The 18,235-nt window shown below is 33.0% G+C and carries 13 protein-coding genes; 4 read left to right on the forward strand and 9 right to left on the reverse strand.

Annotated features, from left to right (window positions below):
* Positions 1-110: 110 nt before the first annotated feature.
* The 5 genes from FA045_RS13415 to FA045_RS13435 are packed head-to-tail and all read right to left on the reverse strand — an operon-like array spanning position 111 to position 7,296.
* Positions 111-1,901, reverse strand: coding sequence for a hypothetical protein (locus FA045_RS13415; protein WP_136877591.1), 1,791 nt, complete (start codon positions 1,899-1,901; stop codon positions 111-113).
* Positions 1,902-1,910: 9 nt separating this feature from the next.
* Positions 1,911-4,025 carry a DUF4175 family protein gene (locus tag FA045_RS13420; protein ID WP_136877592.1) on the reverse strand — a complete coding sequence of 705 codons (2,115 nt, stop codon included), beginning with the start codon at positions 4,023-4,025 and terminating at the stop codon, positions 1,911-1,913.
* Complete coding sequence (locus FA045_RS13425) at positions 4,012-5,409, reverse strand: BatA domain-containing protein (RefSeq protein ID WP_136877593.1); 1,398 nt, start codon at positions 5,407-5,409, stop codon at positions 4,012-4,014. Before FA045_RS13425 ends, FA045_RS13420 begins: the two co-directional genes overlap by 14 nt.
* Before the next feature lies 1 nt (position 5,410).
* Positions 5,411-6,298 (reverse strand): DUF58 domain-containing protein, encoded by an 888-nt coding sequence (locus FA045_RS13430; RefSeq protein WP_225871341.1) that lies wholly within the window; start codon positions 6,296-6,298, stop codon positions 5,411-5,413.
* Positions 6,298-7,296: an AAA family ATPase gene (locus FA045_RS13435; RefSeq protein ID WP_136877594.1), complete on the reverse strand. Its 999-nt coding sequence runs from the start codon at positions 7,294-7,296 to the stop codon at positions 6,298-6,300. Before FA045_RS13435 ends, FA045_RS13430 begins: the two co-directional genes overlap by 1 nt.
* 149 nt (positions 7,297-7,445) lie before the next feature.
* On the opposite strand from FA045_RS13435, the gene FA045_RS13440 reads away from it, so the two are divergent.
* Positions 7,446-8,078 carry a DUF4159 domain-containing protein gene (locus tag FA045_RS13440; RefSeq protein WP_136877595.1) on the forward strand — a complete coding sequence of 211 codons (633 nt, stop codon included), beginning with the start codon at positions 7,446-7,448 and terminating at the stop codon, positions 8,076-8,078.
* A gap of 73 nt (positions 8,079-8,151) precedes the next feature.
* Here FA045_RS13440 and FA045_RS13445 read toward each other — a convergent pair whose 3' ends face one another.
* Positions 8,152-9,411 (reverse strand): hypothetical protein, encoded by a 1,260-nt coding sequence (locus FA045_RS13445; RefSeq protein ID WP_136877596.1) that lies wholly within the window; start codon positions 9,409-9,411, stop codon positions 8,152-8,154.
* 313 nt (positions 9,412-9,724) lie between these two features.
* Between FA045_RS13445 and FA045_RS13450 the strand changes: the two genes are divergently transcribed.
* The 3 genes from FA045_RS13450 (at position 9,725) to FA045_RS13460 (ending at position 12,893) form a co-directional block, all read left to right on the forward strand.
* The gene (locus FA045_RS13450) at positions 9,725-10,090 is read left to right on the forward strand and encodes a hypothetical protein (RefSeq protein WP_136877597.1); all 366 of its coding nucleotides are present in this window, start codon (positions 9,725-9,727) and stop codon (positions 10,088-10,090) included.
* Positions 10,091-10,188: 98 nt separating this feature from the next.
* A complete protein-coding gene (locus FA045_RS13455; RefSeq protein WP_136877598.1) occupies positions 10,189-10,719 on the forward strand; it encodes a ferritin in 531 nt (176 codons plus the stop codon).
* 440 nt (positions 10,720-11,159) lie between these two features.
* Positions 11,160-12,893: an ATP-binding protein gene (locus tag FA045_RS13460; RefSeq protein ID WP_136877599.1), complete on the forward strand. Its 1,734-nt coding sequence runs from the start codon at positions 11,160-11,162 to the stop codon at positions 12,891-12,893.
* A 77-nt stretch (positions 12,894-12,970) separates the two neighbouring features.
* On the opposite strand, the gene FA045_RS13465 is transcribed toward FA045_RS13460, so the two are convergent.
* From FA045_RS13465 to FA045_RS13475, 3 genes are all read right to left on the reverse strand, one after another.
* The gene (locus FA045_RS13465) at positions 12,971-15,334 is read right to left on the reverse strand and encodes a sensor histidine kinase (RefSeq protein ID WP_136877600.1); all 2,364 of its coding nucleotides are present in this window, start codon (positions 15,332-15,334) and stop codon (positions 12,971-12,973) included.
* 241 nt (positions 15,335-15,575) lie between these two features.
* Positions 15,576-17,591: a 1,4-alpha-glucan branching protein GlgB gene (gene glgB, locus FA045_RS13470; RefSeq protein ID WP_136877601.1), complete on the reverse strand. Its 2,016-nt coding sequence runs from the start codon at positions 17,589-17,591 to the stop codon at positions 15,576-15,578.
* Between the two features lie 375 nt (positions 17,592-17,966).
* Positions 17,967-18,235 (reverse strand): transposase (locus FA045_RS13475; protein ID WP_136877602.1); only part of this gene is annotated, 269 nt, incomplete at its 5' end.

Here is an 18,235-nt window from a genome sequence, read left to right on the forward strand (position 1 = left end):
TTTCGCTATTAAAGAATTAGCTAAAAACTAGGTTAGTGGTTCAGTGAGTTAAGTTAGTTATTTAAGCTTAGCTTAACAGCAAATAAAGTATAACATTTTAGTTTCAAAGATTAAATACCCGATAAAAACCGTTGTTCGTACCATAAATAGGTAAGTGAAAATAAAAACAACAGCAAAAACCACCATTTAGATACCTCTTTTGAAATTGTGTTGATTACCTTTTCCTCCTGATCAGCAATTGCATCCTGTTTTTTTACAAAATTTGATGTTAAATTCAATTTGTTAGCATTTTTAAGCTGTTCCCAATCCGAATTTTGGTACACAAACACATTTACATCGCTTTTATTAATAGTCATACTATTCCAACCCGGCTGTGATGGCCAAAACCTCGCATCCCATTGGTAGGAGATTTCCATATTTTGCCTTGGCGCTAATTTGATGTTGTTGAATTTTAATGAAGGAATTTGATTTGAAACCGAATTAACAATTAATCTTCCACCATCATTAACAGCCAACATAGCTGGTAAAATTTCGAAGGATTGCTCTGCGTTAATTTTTCTAGCTGCTTTGTTTAACAATACCGACCAAAACTTTGCATAATCAGCATCTTTACCACTTAATTGCCATTGATAAGTAGATGTTAGTGTTGAGGTTAATATTTTGCCTAAACCGTTAATACTACTGTTTACTATTGTTTTACCAGCAGTTGTTCTGAAAATGGGTTGCTCATCAACTGAGGTTGTTAAAAAGAGTGTTTGCTCAAAAGGAAGTTCATTGAACTCAACCTCGCCAGTTACATCTTTTAATTGCGTAGTTTTTGAGGTAGTTTGAAGAGTTTCAGCACGCTTAAATTTTTGCGTAAGTCCACTTGCTTTAGCATTGGTAATTCTAATCAATAAACCCAAACCATCTGCTACCGCAGCATTAATTAGCACACTTTCAGAAGCTGTAAGCGCATTAAATTCATCTTCGTCAATAATCAATATATCCTGCTTTTTAAGTAAAGATGAGTTTATTTGATTAACGTTTGTTGTACTGGTATTTAAATAATCTACACTGTAATTATTTTTACTAATCTGACTGCGAAAAATCACTTCATATTGATTTTCATACATCCATTTTTTTAAAAATTTATACTCAAAATCTGGAAATGAAGCCAAAATTAACACCTTTAACTGTTGCTTAAGGTTTACTTCGAAAGGAATAGCTTCATTAGCTAAAGTATCATTTTTATGCAGAGCGATAATTTCATAAACAGCCTTGCCAATTTGTTTAGGCTGTGCTTTTAATGAGAAATTTACATTTGTATTGGCCTTTACTAGCATAGAGTCTTGTGTAAAACCCATTCCGTAAAGTTTAAGCCAAATGTTTTTATTGCTGCTATTGTTATAAATACCCTGCAAACGCAAGGGTGAGGTTGCATTAATTTTTTTTGGCCAACTGGCCGAAATAATTCCTTCTGGAACATCGGCTGGATGAAAAGCTACCTGATGATTTTTAAGTGCTGCTAACTCCTCATCACCTAATCCATAACCAAAAATATTTATCTTTTTAATAGAAGGATGCTCTTGAAGATGATAAACTAAATCTGGAATGAAGTTGATTTGTGAACGTGAATTTGCTTTTAAAACCGACGAGTCTAAAGTAAATTTTTGGCTGCTGATTTTTGCAATCGTATCAGAATTTACACCTTGTGTTACTAAATTTAACTCTCCTATCGGCTCTTCTATCTTTTCATTATAAGAAACGGGTAAAATTAATAAAGCAAAACCAAGCACCATTGTTAAAGTAGCCAATAATCTAAAAATCAATTGACCTTTATTTTGCCTGCTGATCTCCTTAAAAAAAAGAAATAGCCCCAATAAAATACAAGCAATAATGATGTAGTATTTAAATTCCATTTATCTGCTCTAATTTTTAAGGTAATTGAAGTAACGTTGAGCTAATTTTTGGTTGGGCGCCGATTGTTCTAAATTTGGCTTACTGGTTTCAAAACCCAATAATCGATCAATTGCACTTTGCACCGTTTCTATATCTTTTCTGCTAACATTTTTTGCAATACTTAGCTTCCTTAAACTTTTTAAAGCTGGTAAAAAAGAGCCAGGCTGTTTAGCGGCAGCACTAATCAGCTTTGCTTCGGCAGCTTGTAAAAACTCTTTTTCTCCATATTCAAACCTATTGTTTATCTTTCTTTTTTCTAAAATTGCCAACACTGTTTTTAGTTCAGTTTCCTCATCTTTTTGATCAAATGTTGCTTTCTGTGTCGAATTTGTAATTTTATCCAACTCTCCAGATAAACGTTTTTCTGGTTTTAACTGTATTGCTTTGATGGTAGTTTTTGCTACATAAGCTCGAGATTTTTGCTGCAAATCTTTCAATAAACGTAATGCTTTGTACTCAAAAGGTAAAGCTTCTTGTGGTTTATAGGTTCTTAATCTCAGTTCGGCACTCCACATTTCATTTAAAACCAATTTAAGTTGAGTTTTTAATTCAGGTTCAAAAAAAGTGGCATCTTCTGCAATATCATGTTTATGTGCATATTCGTCCATCAAGGCTTGTACATCTCCAAATTTTGTTTCTCCGTGGTCGTGTCCATCACCTTCACTATGTTCTTCACCTCCAATTTCAGTTTCAGATTCCTCTCCTAAAAATTTACCATATCTTAACCTGAGCAGTTTTTGGTCCATGCCTAAGTTATTGGCTCGGTTTTTAAATTCTTCCTCAGTAACTGTTACCTGCTCTTTTAACAATTTTTCGGTGTCGATAATAATTTGTCGCTGACTTCTAAAATATTCAGGAACTAGATCAACACCATTTGTCATCCCAGCCATGCTCATTAGTTCGGTTGTATCAACAATAGAAACCATATAAACTTCAGATCTGCTGGATTGGTTATGATTATCCGTAGCATGAACAAAAAAATAAAGTTCATCACCTGGTTTCATCCCTAGCTTTGTTAAGTCTAAAAGTTTAGATAATACGATGTTTTTTTTGCCTGCAAAATTTACAGTAAAGTTTAACTTTTCCTCTGTAAAACTAACCCCTTCGCCTTTTCCGCTAGATAGCGTTGCCGAAATATAGGCATCCTTAATTCCATAATCGTCTACCAAATTTACAGATAAATCTACTTTTGGTATTTGCCCAACATCTATGGTGGTTTGTATTTTAGGTTTGGTAATCTTAATTTGCACAGGTAAATCTGGCACCACCTCAATTTGATAGAGATCAGATCTTTTACCATCTATTTCTACTTGATAAAAGCCAGACTGAGTGATGGTTTTACTGAGTTTCCATTTCAGGTCATTTACTTTGGTGAAGCTTAAAAATGCTTTATCATTAAACACCAAGCGAAGTTTTTGTACAGCTATATTGGTTGATATATTCCATTTTACATCAGCTCCCCATTCTGCTTTAATGGCAAAAGTTTTTTGAGACCTCGTAGCTTTATGCGTATAATTTGGTGGTATAATGTTGATTTGAAAATTAGAAATTTGAGGTAGAATAGTTTCCTTTTTTGCCAAATCACTATTTTTAGAGATATGATATCGTTCTGCAATAATTTCGTGCCCGTAAAAATTTTTTATTAAATATGCTCCAACTAAGGTAACTACGAACGCCAAAACACAAAGCCAAAATTTACGCCAAGCTTTATCTAAAGCACCTCGAATAGGTAAATGTTGAGTTATTTTCTGAAGTTGTAATTTTTCAAGTATTGTTAATTCGTCTTCTGGCTTTAGGCAAAGACTACTACTTTCTTCTAACTGTAAAAAATTAGCATTAAGATATTTTGCTGCCTCATTAACTGTGATTTTCCAAGTAGGCTTAAAAATTATAAAGCCAATAAATACCGCAACAAATGATGGCAATAACTGCCAGATTTTAAAGTCAACTGAAAACAAAATTGCACATACACAAATCAAAATTAATGCAATTGCCAAACTAAGTGCAGTAATTTGAGCAAAGTAAAGCGCAATCCACTTTCTTCTAAAATGATGAACCCAATTTTTACACTCAGCGTTTAACATAATTCATATTTGTTTTTCTGAATGATAAAATACGTTCTAACAACAAAATCAAGAAAGCCAAAATCCAAAATAAGCGATTTAGCGGTTCGTCTTTTTCTACCTTAGAAAATGAGAGTGCATTTACAGCGCCAGTTGTTAATAGTTGATTTTTAGAAATTGTTCGCTGGTCTAATTCATTAGTTTCAAAGCCAAAATCTGCCACCTTTTCTCCTCCTAAAACAATCGGCATTAAGGCACTTACAAATTGATCATTCCATACCAAATCTGTAAACTGTGGATTAAGCCTGCTGAAAAAATTGAAATAAATAAAATTATTATTAGAATTCCTCATTAACAAAGGCTCGCCAAAACTATCCTTCCATATTAGAACACCTTTTTGGTCATCGAACTCAACTCTTTTATAAAGATTTACTAACGTTTCATCATTCAAACCTTTAGCTAATTGTAAAGTGGCATTATTTAAATTTTCGACTTTACCCTTTTGGTAAGTAAATATTTTGGCATTTGGTTTCAGCTCTGTTTGGTAAGAATTGATAGCTTGCTCTGATAACCAAAAAATAATATCTGCTTTTTTTGCTTTTGCACGACTAAAGTTTTGCACCAAAATTTCTCTTTTGCTAAAATAGGCAATCGAGTTGAGGGCAGCTTTTACATATTGGGCATCATTACCACTTGGTTCATAAATAGCAACTGAAAGTGAAGGTAAATTTGACTTCCTCGCTTCCGTATAGGTGGTAGCACTAGTAGTAGATTTTGCCTCATAAGCTTTACCCAAATAATTCGTAGACCAAAATTTTGTACTATCCTTATCTAAATTCGCTTTCCAAATTAGATTATAAGAAATTTTAGGTATTTCTCCACTGAAATTATTCAACTTATCATCAGCATAAACATAAGCAGTATGACCGGATGGAATTTTATACTCGAGTGCTTTTAACAAAGAGCTGTAACTTAATTGGCTATTTACATTATTAGATGTTGCTGTATCAGCCAAGTCCATTTTTTTAAAGCCTAGGTTAAACTCATGTAGCTCGTATCCTAAATTTAATAATGAATTTATTGTTTTTTGATTGGTTTTGTAAACTTGATTAAGCTCATTAGGTGCAGCTAAAATCCATCCAGAAATTTTCTGTTCATCAACTTTTGTTTTAAAAAAAGGTTGTGCTAAAATAAATGCAACAAGGATAATCAATAAACACCTCAAAATAAACAACAACCAATCTGTTAGTTTAAAACTTCTGCTGGTTGCACTAGCGCTTTCGCCCAACAAAGCAATGCTTCCAATTTTTAGGGTTTTGCCTTGTTTAACACTCCATAGGTGTATAATTACAGGAATAAGTAAACCTATAAGCGCTAAAAAACCAAAGGGATATAATAATTGCAATTTATATACTCAGTTTATTTCTTTGTTTTAAAAAATCCCTCAATGCCTGATCCAATGCCTGATCAGTAATTAAGGTTCTGTAATAAATCTTTCGATCTAACATTTTCATTCTTGTTTCTTCCAAAAACCTATTCAAGTTTTCTTGATAATGCTTTCTGGCTTTTACTTGATCAATTTGTACAGTTGCTCCGGTTTCTAAATCCTCAAAAGTAGTGTAACCCTTAAAATCTAACTCCACTTCATTTCTAGCAAGCAAATGAAAAACTACAATTTCGTGCCTAAGGGAGTTTAGCGTATCTAACAAGTCAAAAATCTCAGCATTGCTTTGGTAAACATCTGTTACAAACACCAATAACTCTCGCTTTTGTGCACCTGTAAAAAGTGCTTTATAATGTATAGGTTGCGTAAATGAACCAGCTGGCTTAAGCTGCTCTAATTGAAAAAACAGGCGACTCAAATGCTGATAATCTTGCTTTGCAGCCATCGCAAATAAGTCTGCATCTTTAAACACATACAAACCAATTGCATCACCTTGTAAATTCGCTAGATAAGCTAAACTAGCAACCAGATATTTGGCATATTCAATTTTTGTAAAATCTCCATCATGATGGTTCATCGATGCACTGGCATCAACCAAAAAGCGGATGGAAATATTGGTCTCCACTTCAGATTCCCTGATGTAATAACGATCAGAACGGGCAAACATTTTCCAATCTAGCGATCGTAAATCATCACCTGGTTGGTAACTTCTATATTGGCTAAATTCTAAACCCTGACCTTTGATCACGCTTTTATTAATGCCATTCATAAATCCATCTACAGTAGTTTTAGCAGATAGATTAAGGTCTTTAATGGCCATCAAAATTTTCGGATCGAGCAACTTACTCATTAAATAGCAGTTTTAGATCGAGCAATTACTTTGATTAATTCTGCAGTAACTTGGTCTGGAAAAACGTTTTCAGCCTCTGCTTTAAAATTCATTAAAACCCTATGGCGTAAAACCGGATAGGCCATTGCCTGTAAATCTTCCATTAAAACGGCGTATCTACCTTTAAATAAAGCCCTAGCTTTAGCAGTTAAAATTAATGCTTGGCCAGCTCTTGGGCCTGCACCCCAACGCACCCACTCTTTTACAAAAGCTACATTAGTGGTATCTGGTCGCGTTGCCCTAATTAAATCACTTACATAAGTTACCAAGTCATCGCTAATGGTTACTTCACGTGTTAATTGCTGCAGTTGTTTAATTTCTTCGGCACCGATAACGGGATTTACAACCACCTTTTTACTTCCGGTTGTACTGCTTAAAATTTGAGTTTCTTCTGCCGCTGTAGGATAGCCAATTTTAATATACAACAGAAAACGATCTAACTGGGCTTCGGGCAGCGGATAGGTGCCGGCTTGCTCTATTGGGTTTTGGGTTGCCAATATAAAAAACGGACGATCTAATGGATAGGTTTGTCCGGCATAAGTTACTTCAAATTCTTGCATTGCTTCTAACAATGCCGATTGGGTTTTTGGTGGTGTTCTGTTTACCTCATCTGCTAAAACAATGTTTGCAAACAACGGCCCTTTGTTAAATTTAAAAAAACGCTTGCCAGTGGCGTGGTCTTCTTCTAAAATTTCTGTGCCGATAATATCAGATGGCATCAAATCTGGGGTAAACTGTATCCTTCTAAACGACAAATCCAAAGCCTGAGACATGGTTCTTACCATTAAAGTTTTTGCCAAACCAGGCACACCCTCTAACAGACAATGTCCACCAGCCATTAAGGCAATTAACATCTCTTCAATTATCGTATCCTGACCAACAATTACCTTTTGAATTTCTCCTTTTAACAAAGAAATTTTACCAATAAGCGTTTTAACGTTATTTTCTGTAAGCTCCAAAACAAATGTTTTTTGATTGATGAATAATGTGCTTCAATATAGGGCGATATTGGCATAAATACTGCCAAGAACTTCGTAAATATCAAAAAATTTACAAGATACCAGTATAAAAAATAAACAATAAGAAAAATTGATGCTAATTTAGGGGGATGCATAGGGCTAAGTTTACATTCGCGAGATTAAAATATAATTCTGGAGATTGGGATACCGACCAACGTATGCCATCAAATTTACTCAACTCTCTACTAGAATATACAACCATCCCTCTTGATGAGGAAGAAAAAATTGTAGAACTAAGCAGCAACGATGTATTTAAATATCCTTTCTGTTATTTAAGCGGCCATAAATTGGTGCAATTTAGCAAGCAAGAGGCAAGCAACTTTAAAAGTTATGTACAAAATGGTGGTTTTGTATTTGTAGATGACTGCAACCACGATATAGATGGTTTATTCGCAAAATCGTTCGAAACGCAAATGAGCAATTTATTTGGTGCGCAAGCTTTAAAGAAAATCCCTAATACACACGCTATTTACAATTCCTTTTTTAAGTTCGAAAAAGGCCCACCTACTACCTCATTTGAACTAAATGGATGGGGAGATGATTTGGTACACGACTATTTAAAAGCAATTAGCATTAATAATAGGATTGGCGTTTTGTACAGCAACAAAGATTACGGCTGCGAATGGGATTACGACTTTAAAAACAAACGCTTTTTAGCCGAAGACAATACCAAATTTGGAGTAAATATTATTTTGTATGCAATGGGAGTCAATGCAAGTTAGACGGAGATATTACATATTTTTTCTTACTACAATTGTTTTTTAGCTCTAAATATTGTGTATAATTACTTACCTATCACCTATTATAAGGCGTTTCATTGATCCAATTTAGCTTTCTATCAATTAATTGAAATTTCATTTTTGTTAAACTAATGTTAACATCAGTACCGTAAAATTTCCCTTTCAAAATTAATCTTTCTCCATTTTTCTCATAATTCAATTCCTGTTTAGCGTCTGGATCATTAGCAAATACAAAGCTTATTTTCTTTGATACTGTATCTGTAGTTATTTCCGCATATGCTAAGCCATTGGCATCTTTAATTGCTCCATTATCTATGCCTTGCAAAATAAGTATTTGCCAAGGACTATAGGTGCTATCGCCAGCTAAAACAATTTTGTTCCCTCTTATAAATTTATCAACCTTATAAGCTCCATATAAAGGTGATTTTGGTTTGCCAGCACCATACTTACTATAGCTTGTGTAAACATTAAATATGCCACCCAAAACCATTAAAGCGATCAATAAATATTTCAATGTGTACTTAGTATTACGCTTCCAGCGCTTCTTAATAATTGGGGGATTTATAGCGATCAAGGTTGTTCCTTCTCCTATAAAAAACAATTTAAAAAGTCTTTTAAAATTGGGCAACAAAAGAAATAAACACATTAGCACTAAAGCAGTAGACACAATTTTGACAGGTACATCATAAAAATAATTTACTGCCATTACATTGGCTGTAGTCATTAGCGTTATAATAGCACCTATAGCAACCGTTCTTCTAAAAAGAAGCAATCCAGCCATAAGTTCAGCTATACCCATAAACAGGTTATATCCTTTTGAAAAACCTAAAAATGTCCAAGCTAATCCCATAGGAGATGATTCTCCATAAGTAGTAAGCAAGCGACCAAAGGCTGGTAATGGAAATTGCAATTGAACAACTTTTACTAAACCATAATTGATTAACATTAAGCCTACATAAAAACGTACACAGACAGTTAGCCAATAATATGAAGGTTGATAGTTTTTACTTTTTCGGTCAACCAAACTCCAAATTAAAACCACTATCGGCACAATAAGCCCAATAAATAACAACATCATATAATGATAAGTAGTATCACCACTACCATTCATTTTAGTCGAAACCTCATCAGATAAATGCCAACTTTTGGCCAACCACGGAATAAATTGATGCAATATACTATCTATAAATCCACCTATAATTGATAAAAAAGGCAGAGTTCCATTGTTAAAAAAGAACATGAATAGAATCAATAAAGAGAAGGAAAATCTAAAAACAAGCTTCTCTAAAAAAGTCCAATTTTGATCATTATTCATAAAAGACTAGTAAAATTTGTGTCCAATATATAAAAAAGATTTATTCATCTTTAATAAGCATAGCTGATGCGCTAAATCTTACACGAGGGTAAATTTTATATTTTTTTACACTCGTTCATGCAATAGGAGTAAAATTTACCTTCATCAACCTTTAGTGATTAACAATTACAGAATGCTCTTCAAATAATAGTCATGTATCTCAGTCAACAGGCTGATTATGATTAGGGATGATATGAAAACATTTTTTATTCAATCTATTTGTAATTAGTCTAAATAGTTTGCATCTTTGTTTATAACAGATAAGCAGTTAATAATGCAAGAAACCCTAACATTACCATCTATCAATTTTACCGAAGTATTTAGCACTAAAAATGGCGCTATTTATCAATCAGACAGTGAAAACTGTTGGTACATTGATTTTGCTGGTAAATTAGCTCGTTTTGATTACCGCAATTTATTAAAGCTTAAAAAAGCAGTTTATCAGATTGATATTGAGGATTTACTTTTAAACAGCGAAAAATCAGCAGATTTAGAAATCATTTTTATTTGCGCTTGCGATCATTGTTATGTGCTATCCTTGCTTCAAATTATTAAAATGAAAGAACTTTTGAAAGGAACATTTGCCATGCTTGAGTTAAACCATATCATTTACGATCGCTTGCATCGCCTTGCTTTTTAATTGGTTAGACTTAGAATCTTTCCATATTATTATTTTTTTCTCTCCTTACAGAACTTCGGCTTATATTTATTGTTATTAGGTTAACAAACATTAAAGTCATGAAAGATATTATCCGCGTAAAGTCTTTATTATCTACGGATATCGAAACTTTACTCAATCAACAAATCAAAAAAGAAGCGCATTCATCTGCCATCTATTTATCGATGGCATCATGGTGCAATAGAAACGGTTTCGATTATTCTTCTGATTATTTTTTTAAGCAGGCAGAAGAAGAAAGAGCGCATCAACTTAAAATATATAAATACGTTTTAGATATGGGCGGAAATTCCATCTCTCCAGACATCAACAACATCAAGTTGGAATATAACTCATTTAGAGAAGTTTTTGAGGATGCTTTGGACCAAGAGATTAGCGTTACCCAATCTTTAAAAAATATTGCCGCTCGTTGCCATAAAGAACAAGATTACGTAACGTTAGAGTTTTTAAACTGGTTCTTTAAAGAGCAAAGAGAAGAAGAATACAAAGCACGTAGAGCCCTAGAATTATTTGAAGTGATTGGTGAAGAAGGCACTGGAAGATGGCAAATTGATAAACACGTTGGCCAAATCGTTTACAACAGCGAAGCTTAAACCTCTCCCCCTGCCCTCTCCTGAAAGAGAGGTAGCTATAAATTTTTTAAAAGGTACATATTTGAACAATGTGTACCTTTTTTGGTTGTAATAAAAGATTTGGTTGAGTGTTTACAAAACTTATGTCGCAAATTATAAATCCAAAACAGCTATGTCGAAAAAAGACAAAAAAAAGGATAAAGAAAAAGACAAAAAGAAAAAAAAGCTAAAAAAGAACTGCTGTGAAAAATACCTAAAAGGTAAACGCTGTAGCAATTGTCCTAATGGATAATTTTTAATTTTTTATATTATTTTGAAACCGTTAATTTTTCAATTTTAAACATTAAGGTTAATTCTTTGTTACAACTTTTAGCAATAAGAAATTGAATTAAACGCTATAATCAACCAATACTTTTTTTAATATTGTAAATTATGAGCATTTTATACATCCCTAATGTAAAATGAGACAAATTATAGATACCATTAATTCAATAACCTATAAACTTTTACGTTTAGAGTCTTCTTTTAGCAAAAATGGTACTTGGAAAGATAGCGGCCAAATCAAAGATATAACTTACTACAGGGATCATATTTTCACAGTATTTATAGCCTATTTACCCCCATTTGCCTTACTTGCACTTATACCTGGAACATATTTAGCGATTAAAAATGGTACTAATATTGGTTATATAGTTGCTGCCATAGATTTTATTTTGGCTGGCAGCCTTATCTACCTAATTTACAGTAAAAGCTATTCTTATAAAGTTAAGAAAATTTGGGTTATCATTTTATTATACACAATTGCGGTTTTTTTGATGATTTTTTTGGGTTCTTACGGCCCAGGCATAATCTATTTAATGGCTCCAAGTATAATTATGTCTCTCATATTTAATAAAAAAGTTGGGATATTATCATTGTTATTTAACCTTTTAGCTTGCTTATTTCTAAGCCTAGTAATTGAATTTAAATTATTCAATTCTATATTAATACAACAATATTCAACTAGTGCTTGGATTGCTTTTTCTTGCAATATCATGTTCATGAGTTTTATAAACTTTATCCTTATTAACATACTTGTAATAAGCATGGAGGGTAAAATTAAAATGTTGTTACACAGTGAGGCCAGACAAAGCGGTTTGCTTGCATCGCAAACTAATTATGTGCTTAGAACTGATATAAACATGAAATATGTTTATGTAAATGATAAGTTTAAACGCGATTTTTCTAATTCATGCACTAAAGACGAATTTATAGGTGATTATTCTCTTTCTTGTTTTTCTGAAATAGATCATCCAAAAATTATTGATATCATTAAAAAATGCATTAATGAAGTAGGCAGTATAAATAATATTGAGCTAGAAATGATCAATAAGGATAATGAGACATTTACCACTATATGGGATTTTGTTGGCATCAAAGATGAAACTAATTCTGCAATTGAAATACAAGGCATAGGTGTTGATATATCCGATAGAATAAAGGCTGAGCGAAAATTTCAGCTTTCAGTGAGTGATTTATACAATAGAAATCGCGAACTCGAAACTTATGCTTACATTATATCACATAACCTTAGATCGCCAATTGCGAACATTAATGCACTGATATCTTTAATTGAGGTTGATAAAGAAGATGAAGAAAACATGTCGCAATATATCAAGTATTTGAAAAAATCGTCGCAATCTTTAGATCAGGTTTTAACAGACTTAAGTAGAGCGGTAACCATTGCTGGGCATAGCATTGAATTAACTATTGAGCCTGTTGATTTGCATGATATCTTTTTATCTATAAAATATGATCTTGGTGATTTAATTGGATCATCTGGTGCTAAACTTGTCTTACCAACAGATAAATGCATTATCAAATCTCATAAATCTTATCTATATAGCATAATTTATAATATTGTATATAACGCTATTCGCTTTCGAAAAACAGAAATTCCAATTGTGGAGATAGCTATAAACAAAAGTGAAAATTACATGATTGTTTCTATTAAGGATAATGGAATTGGCATTGATTTAAGTAAAGATCAGGATGACTTGTTTAGACCTTATAAAAAATTAAATGACTTAAGCCCAGGTAAAGGTTTAGGTTTGTTCTTTGCAAAAAAACATGTTGATGCACTAGGCGGAAAGCTATTTGTAGAAAGCACTTTAGGTTTAGGAACTACTTTTTCTGTGCATTTACCTATAAATTAATAAGAGATAAATAACATCATAGGGTTTGCATCCAACCCATATCTAATATTTTAGAAGAATTTTAACTAAATTCTTTTCTATTTATTCAATTTAAAATAAATTTTAAATATAGTTCCTTTATCAATTTCACTTTCAACTTCTATTTTTCCACCCATAGCTTCTACCTGATTTTTCGATATAAATAGTCCAAAACCTCGGGCATCGGCATTGCCATTAAAGGTTTGATAGATATTGAAAATCTTTTCACCATGTTTATTTAAATCTATACCTACGCCATTATCTTCAACACTTAAAACAATTTGACCATTTTCTTCTACACAATTTAAAAGGATAACTGGATCACGATCTGGGTGGCTATAACGTAAGGCATTTGAAATTAAATTGAGTAAAATACTTTCTAAATAAGATTTATTAAAATTTACATAAGCAGAATCTTTAACAAAATTTTTAATTGAAGCCCTTTTCAACAAAATTTGCGAATTTTGTGTAGCTATAGCACTTTTAATGTAATCGTTTAATTTTAATGGCTCAATAATAATATCAATGCTAGTTTGAATATTTACTATATTATTTAAATTAAATAAAGTTTCATTCAGATTTTCAGCTACAGTTTTTAATAACTGTATCATTTCATCTCTATCTTCATCGGTATTTGCGTTTTGAATTAAAGTAGAAATACCTAAAATATTGCTAGCATGCGAACGTAGGTTATGAGAAACGATGTAGGAGAAATTGAGTAAACGTTTATTTTGCTCATTTACTAAATTAAATGATTCCGTAAGCGCCTGTTCAGCTTTAACTTTATTCGTTACGTCAATCATAATCCCTCTCAACTTTATCGATTGATTGGCTTCAGCTACTACGGTTACAATGTCTCTTATCCACACTATACTACCGTTACTAGCAATCATTCTGTATTCCTCGTCAAGCTGACTACCATGAGGGATTAAATTTTTTAAATAGGCCAAAACCTTTTGCTGATCGTCTGGATGCACATGATCAAACCAAAAACTATCACTCTTCTTCCATTCTTCAACCGTATACCCTAATATATCTTCTACTTTTTTACTTATAAAACTACATACATGTGTTTCTAAATCTCCTTCCCAAACTATCCCATCAATGGTGTTAATTAAAGATTCTATCCGGTTCTGCGAAGCACGTAAAATCTGCTCTTCTTCTTTCCGCTTAGTAATATCTTCTATAATCACAATGTGATGTGTGGGCTCTTCGCCCTCGTCCCATAAAGGAGTAATAATTACATTGCCCCATATAACTTCTCCATTTTTATGTACGTAACGTTTTACATTTTTAAGCTCCTTAATTTCACCAGCCATTAGCTGCTTAAATAAATCTCTATCGGTTTCTAAATCATCATCATAAATAATTGATTTTATCTTTTTTGAATAAAGCTCTTGCTCATTGTAACCTAAAAACTCACATAAATGATGATTTGCCTCCAAAATTTCGCCAGTTAAGCTATTCACTCTTGCTATTCCAATGGCAGCATGGTCAAAAATCTTTTTATACTTATTTTCTGCATCTATTAATTTCGAAGCCTGTTCTTCAACCACATTACGCAACTGTAATTGCTTTTTTATTAACCTTGTAATTAGATAACTTGATAAACCTGCCAAAGCCAAACCAAAAGCTATTGCACTAATTAGTTCTAACCAAGTTTCGTATTTATTGGTGTTTACCACATATAGCTTCCAATCACCGTCTGGAAAAACGATTGATTGAGATTGTGCATCAGCAAAATTTTTAGGCATAGGAAGAAAAAAATCTTCCCTATGGGTAAACTCATTTATCTTCGAAAATTGAAATTGATAATTTTTATATTTCGAATTATCAATTCCAACTGTCTTAAAAAGTGTTTCTAATTTAATTACAACTGCAGAAAAGCCCCAAAACTCATCATTAATATATAATGGTAAACGACCAATTACACCAATACCACCTTGGTTAAGTTTAACCGGCCCTTGAAAATACATTTTACGAGTTTCAATGGCCTTTTTTGCTTCAAAAACAGTTTGTGGTGGACTTTTATAAAGATTTAAATTTAATGCTTGTTCGTTTCCTTTTAATGGATAAATATATTTAATAATACCCTTCGGAACCAATTGAACAGCTTGTAAATCAGGGTTTGTCTTAATTAGATTTGAAGCAACTTTTTCAAAATTTCTTGGAACTCCATTATTATCTAAAGTTAATGCAAGTGTTAAAGTAACCGTGTAAGAATTTTTTAAAGATTGCTCAACCTTCTCTTTAACACCATTTAAAATATTAGTAATTTCTCTCTGTTTATTCTCCTTAAATAAATGATAACGTTGATAAACGATAAGAGATATAAGAAATAAAAGAACCAAAAAAGATAAGAATCCGGTTGTTTTTGGCCTCATCAAAAACCAGCGAGATAACCTGTTGGATTTTCTTTCCATCGTTAAATAAACTGATTAAAATTTTGAGGAGACATTGACTTATTAAATTGATAAAAATTAAATATAGTGAAAATGCTTAATCAATTCTCAATTTTTTTAACTCACAATAAAAATATTTATATAAAATTTAAATACTGCTATCCCTAAAATTTAAACAAAATTATTTCACCATAAATATAGCTATGTTATGCGCTTAAAATTGATTTTCAAAGCAGTAAACTAACAGAAAGAAAAACTTAAATTACCTCTTCTTAAATACACAAACACCCAAAGGTGGTATATTTACTGCAATAGATTGTGTTTGGTTATCCCAAGGTTTATTTTCTGACGGCAAAGTTTTCAAATTCAATTTACCACTACCATAAAACGCTTCAGTATCGGTATTAAAAATTTCTTTCCAATTTCCTTTTGGCACCCCAATGCGGTAGGTTTCTCTAAAAACCGGCGTTAAGTTTAAAACAACAATCAAAGTATCTTTTGCCTTATCAGATTTTCTAGAATATACAAAGACAGAATTGTCGGCATCATCGGCATTTATCCATTCAAAACCATCATAACTAAAGTTGTACTTATACAAAGCAGGTTCAGTTCTGTAAAGTTTATTTAAAGCTTTAACCAACTCTTGCATTCCTTTGTGTGGCGCATGTTGCAGCAAATCCCAACTTAACGATTCTGTAAAATTCCATTCGTTGGTTTGTGCAAACTCATTACCCATAAACAGTAATTTCGTGCCCGGATGCGTAAACATGTAAGCATAAAGCGTACGCAGATTTGCAAATTTTTGCCACTCATCGCCAGGCATTTTGTATATCATTGATGATTTACCATGCACCACTTCATCATGCGAAAACGGCAACATAAAGTTTTCGGTAAAAGCATAAGTCATGCTAAAGGTTAACTGATGATGATGATGTTTTCTAGCAATCGGATCATTTTTAAAATACTTTAACGTATCGTTCATCCAACCCATCATCCATTTCATGCCAAAACCTAATCCGCCAGCAAAAACGGGTCGGGTTACGCCATCATAAGTACTACTTTCTTCGGCAATTGTATGTACGCCTTTAAAATTTCCATAAACAGCTTCGTTCATGTCTTTTAAAAACTTAACCGCTCCTAAATTTTCTGTTCCGCCATATTCATTGGTACCAAACTCCCCTTCGCCTCTACTAAAATCGAAGTATAACATCGAAGCAACCGCGTCTACACGCAAACCATCGGCATGAAACTGATCTAGCCAAAACATGGCATTGCTAATTAAAAATGAGCGAACTTCGTTTCTATCGTAGTTAAAAATGTACGATTTCCAATCTGGGTGAAACCCTTTCCGCATATCGGCGTGTTCGTACAAATGCGTACCATCAAAACTAAATAAGCCATTTGCATCTCCCGGAAAATGCGACGGCACCCAATCTAAAATTACCCCGATATCTTTTTTGTGTAATTCCTCAATCAAATACATTAAATCTTGCGGACTGCCATGTCTCGAACTTGCAGCAAAATATCCAGTAATCTGATATCCCCACGATGGGTAATATGGGTACTCCATAATCGGCATCAATTCTACATGCGTAAAACCCATATCCAAAATATACGGAACCAAACTTGTCGCAATTTCGCCATAACTTAAAACTCGTTCTGGGTTACTTGGGTCACGTTGCCACGAGCCTAAATGCAGTTCGTAAACCGACATAGGTTTATCTAAAGCGGTTAATTTTTCACGCTTTTTTAACCAATCTTTATCTTTCCAAGTGTAAGCTGTATCCCAAACAATACTTGCTTTTTGTGGCGGATGCTCCCATAGCAAGGCAAAAGGATCGCCCTTTTCGATATCAGAACCATCAAATCCTTTAATATAATATTTATAAACCTCTCCTTTAGTTACATGCGGAATAAAACCTTCCCAAATACCAGATGCATCCCATCTTTTGTTTAATTTATGGCTTTCTTTATTCCACTCGTTAAAATTACCAATTACATTTACCTCTTGCGCATTTGGCGCCCAAACCGAGAAATAAGTACCAGCAGTTTTATTTACCGTAAGTAAATGCGCACCCATTTTTTCGTACAAACGAAAATGTTTGCCAGATACAAAAAGCGCAATATCAAAATCGGTTAATAAACTATGTACCCAAACACTTTTGCTATAATCTGTAAATGAGTTTTCTATTTTTTCCACAACGACTGGTTTTGTTGCCTTTACTTTTACAATGCCCTTTGCTGGTTCAGTTGTGGAAGTTTTTTTGGTATTGGCCATATTCGGTTTTCATTGGATTTGATAGCCGTAATTTACTTTTTTAACTTGATTTTATAGCGTTTTTCTGTAAAAATTGAAATACTTAGCAACTGTTTAAATTTCAACCAAATAATTTTCATAATGAGTGGTCACCCTGAGCGTAGTCGAAGGGTTTAATGTAAGGGTCTTCGACTACGCTCAGACTGACTGTAATTTTTATGAACCATTTTTAAACAGTTTCTTTAACCTAAAAAAGTTTTAGCTTTTTTTGAAAAACAAGGTTAGTGTTTTATCGCAAGTTCAACCCCGCCATTTGTTTCGGTGTTTTATGCTTCGACTACGCTACCGATGAAATATCGGTACACGTCAGCATGATTGTTATGATATATACAAGTATTATGCTGCCATTTTATAATTATTTTTGAAAGGCGTTTGATTTTTTACCACAGCTGCTACCCTAAGCACTATTTTATTTCGAACAGCATTTAGAACTGCCATGCTATGCTTGCCTTCATCCTTTTTTCTGTTGTAATAATTTTTGATTTCTGGATTGTATTGGATAGCAGATAATGCACATAGATGCAACAGTCTTTTTAGTTCCTTGTTGGCCATTCTATGAACCCTGGTTTTGCCTTTAATACTGATGCCACTACTATGTTCAAATG

It is taken from the genome of Pedobacter cryotolerans, from assembly GCF_005116475.1.
Classification (GTDB): Bacteria; Bacteroidota; Bacteroidia; order Sphingobacteriales; family Sphingobacteriaceae; genus Pedobacter; species Pedobacter cryotolerans.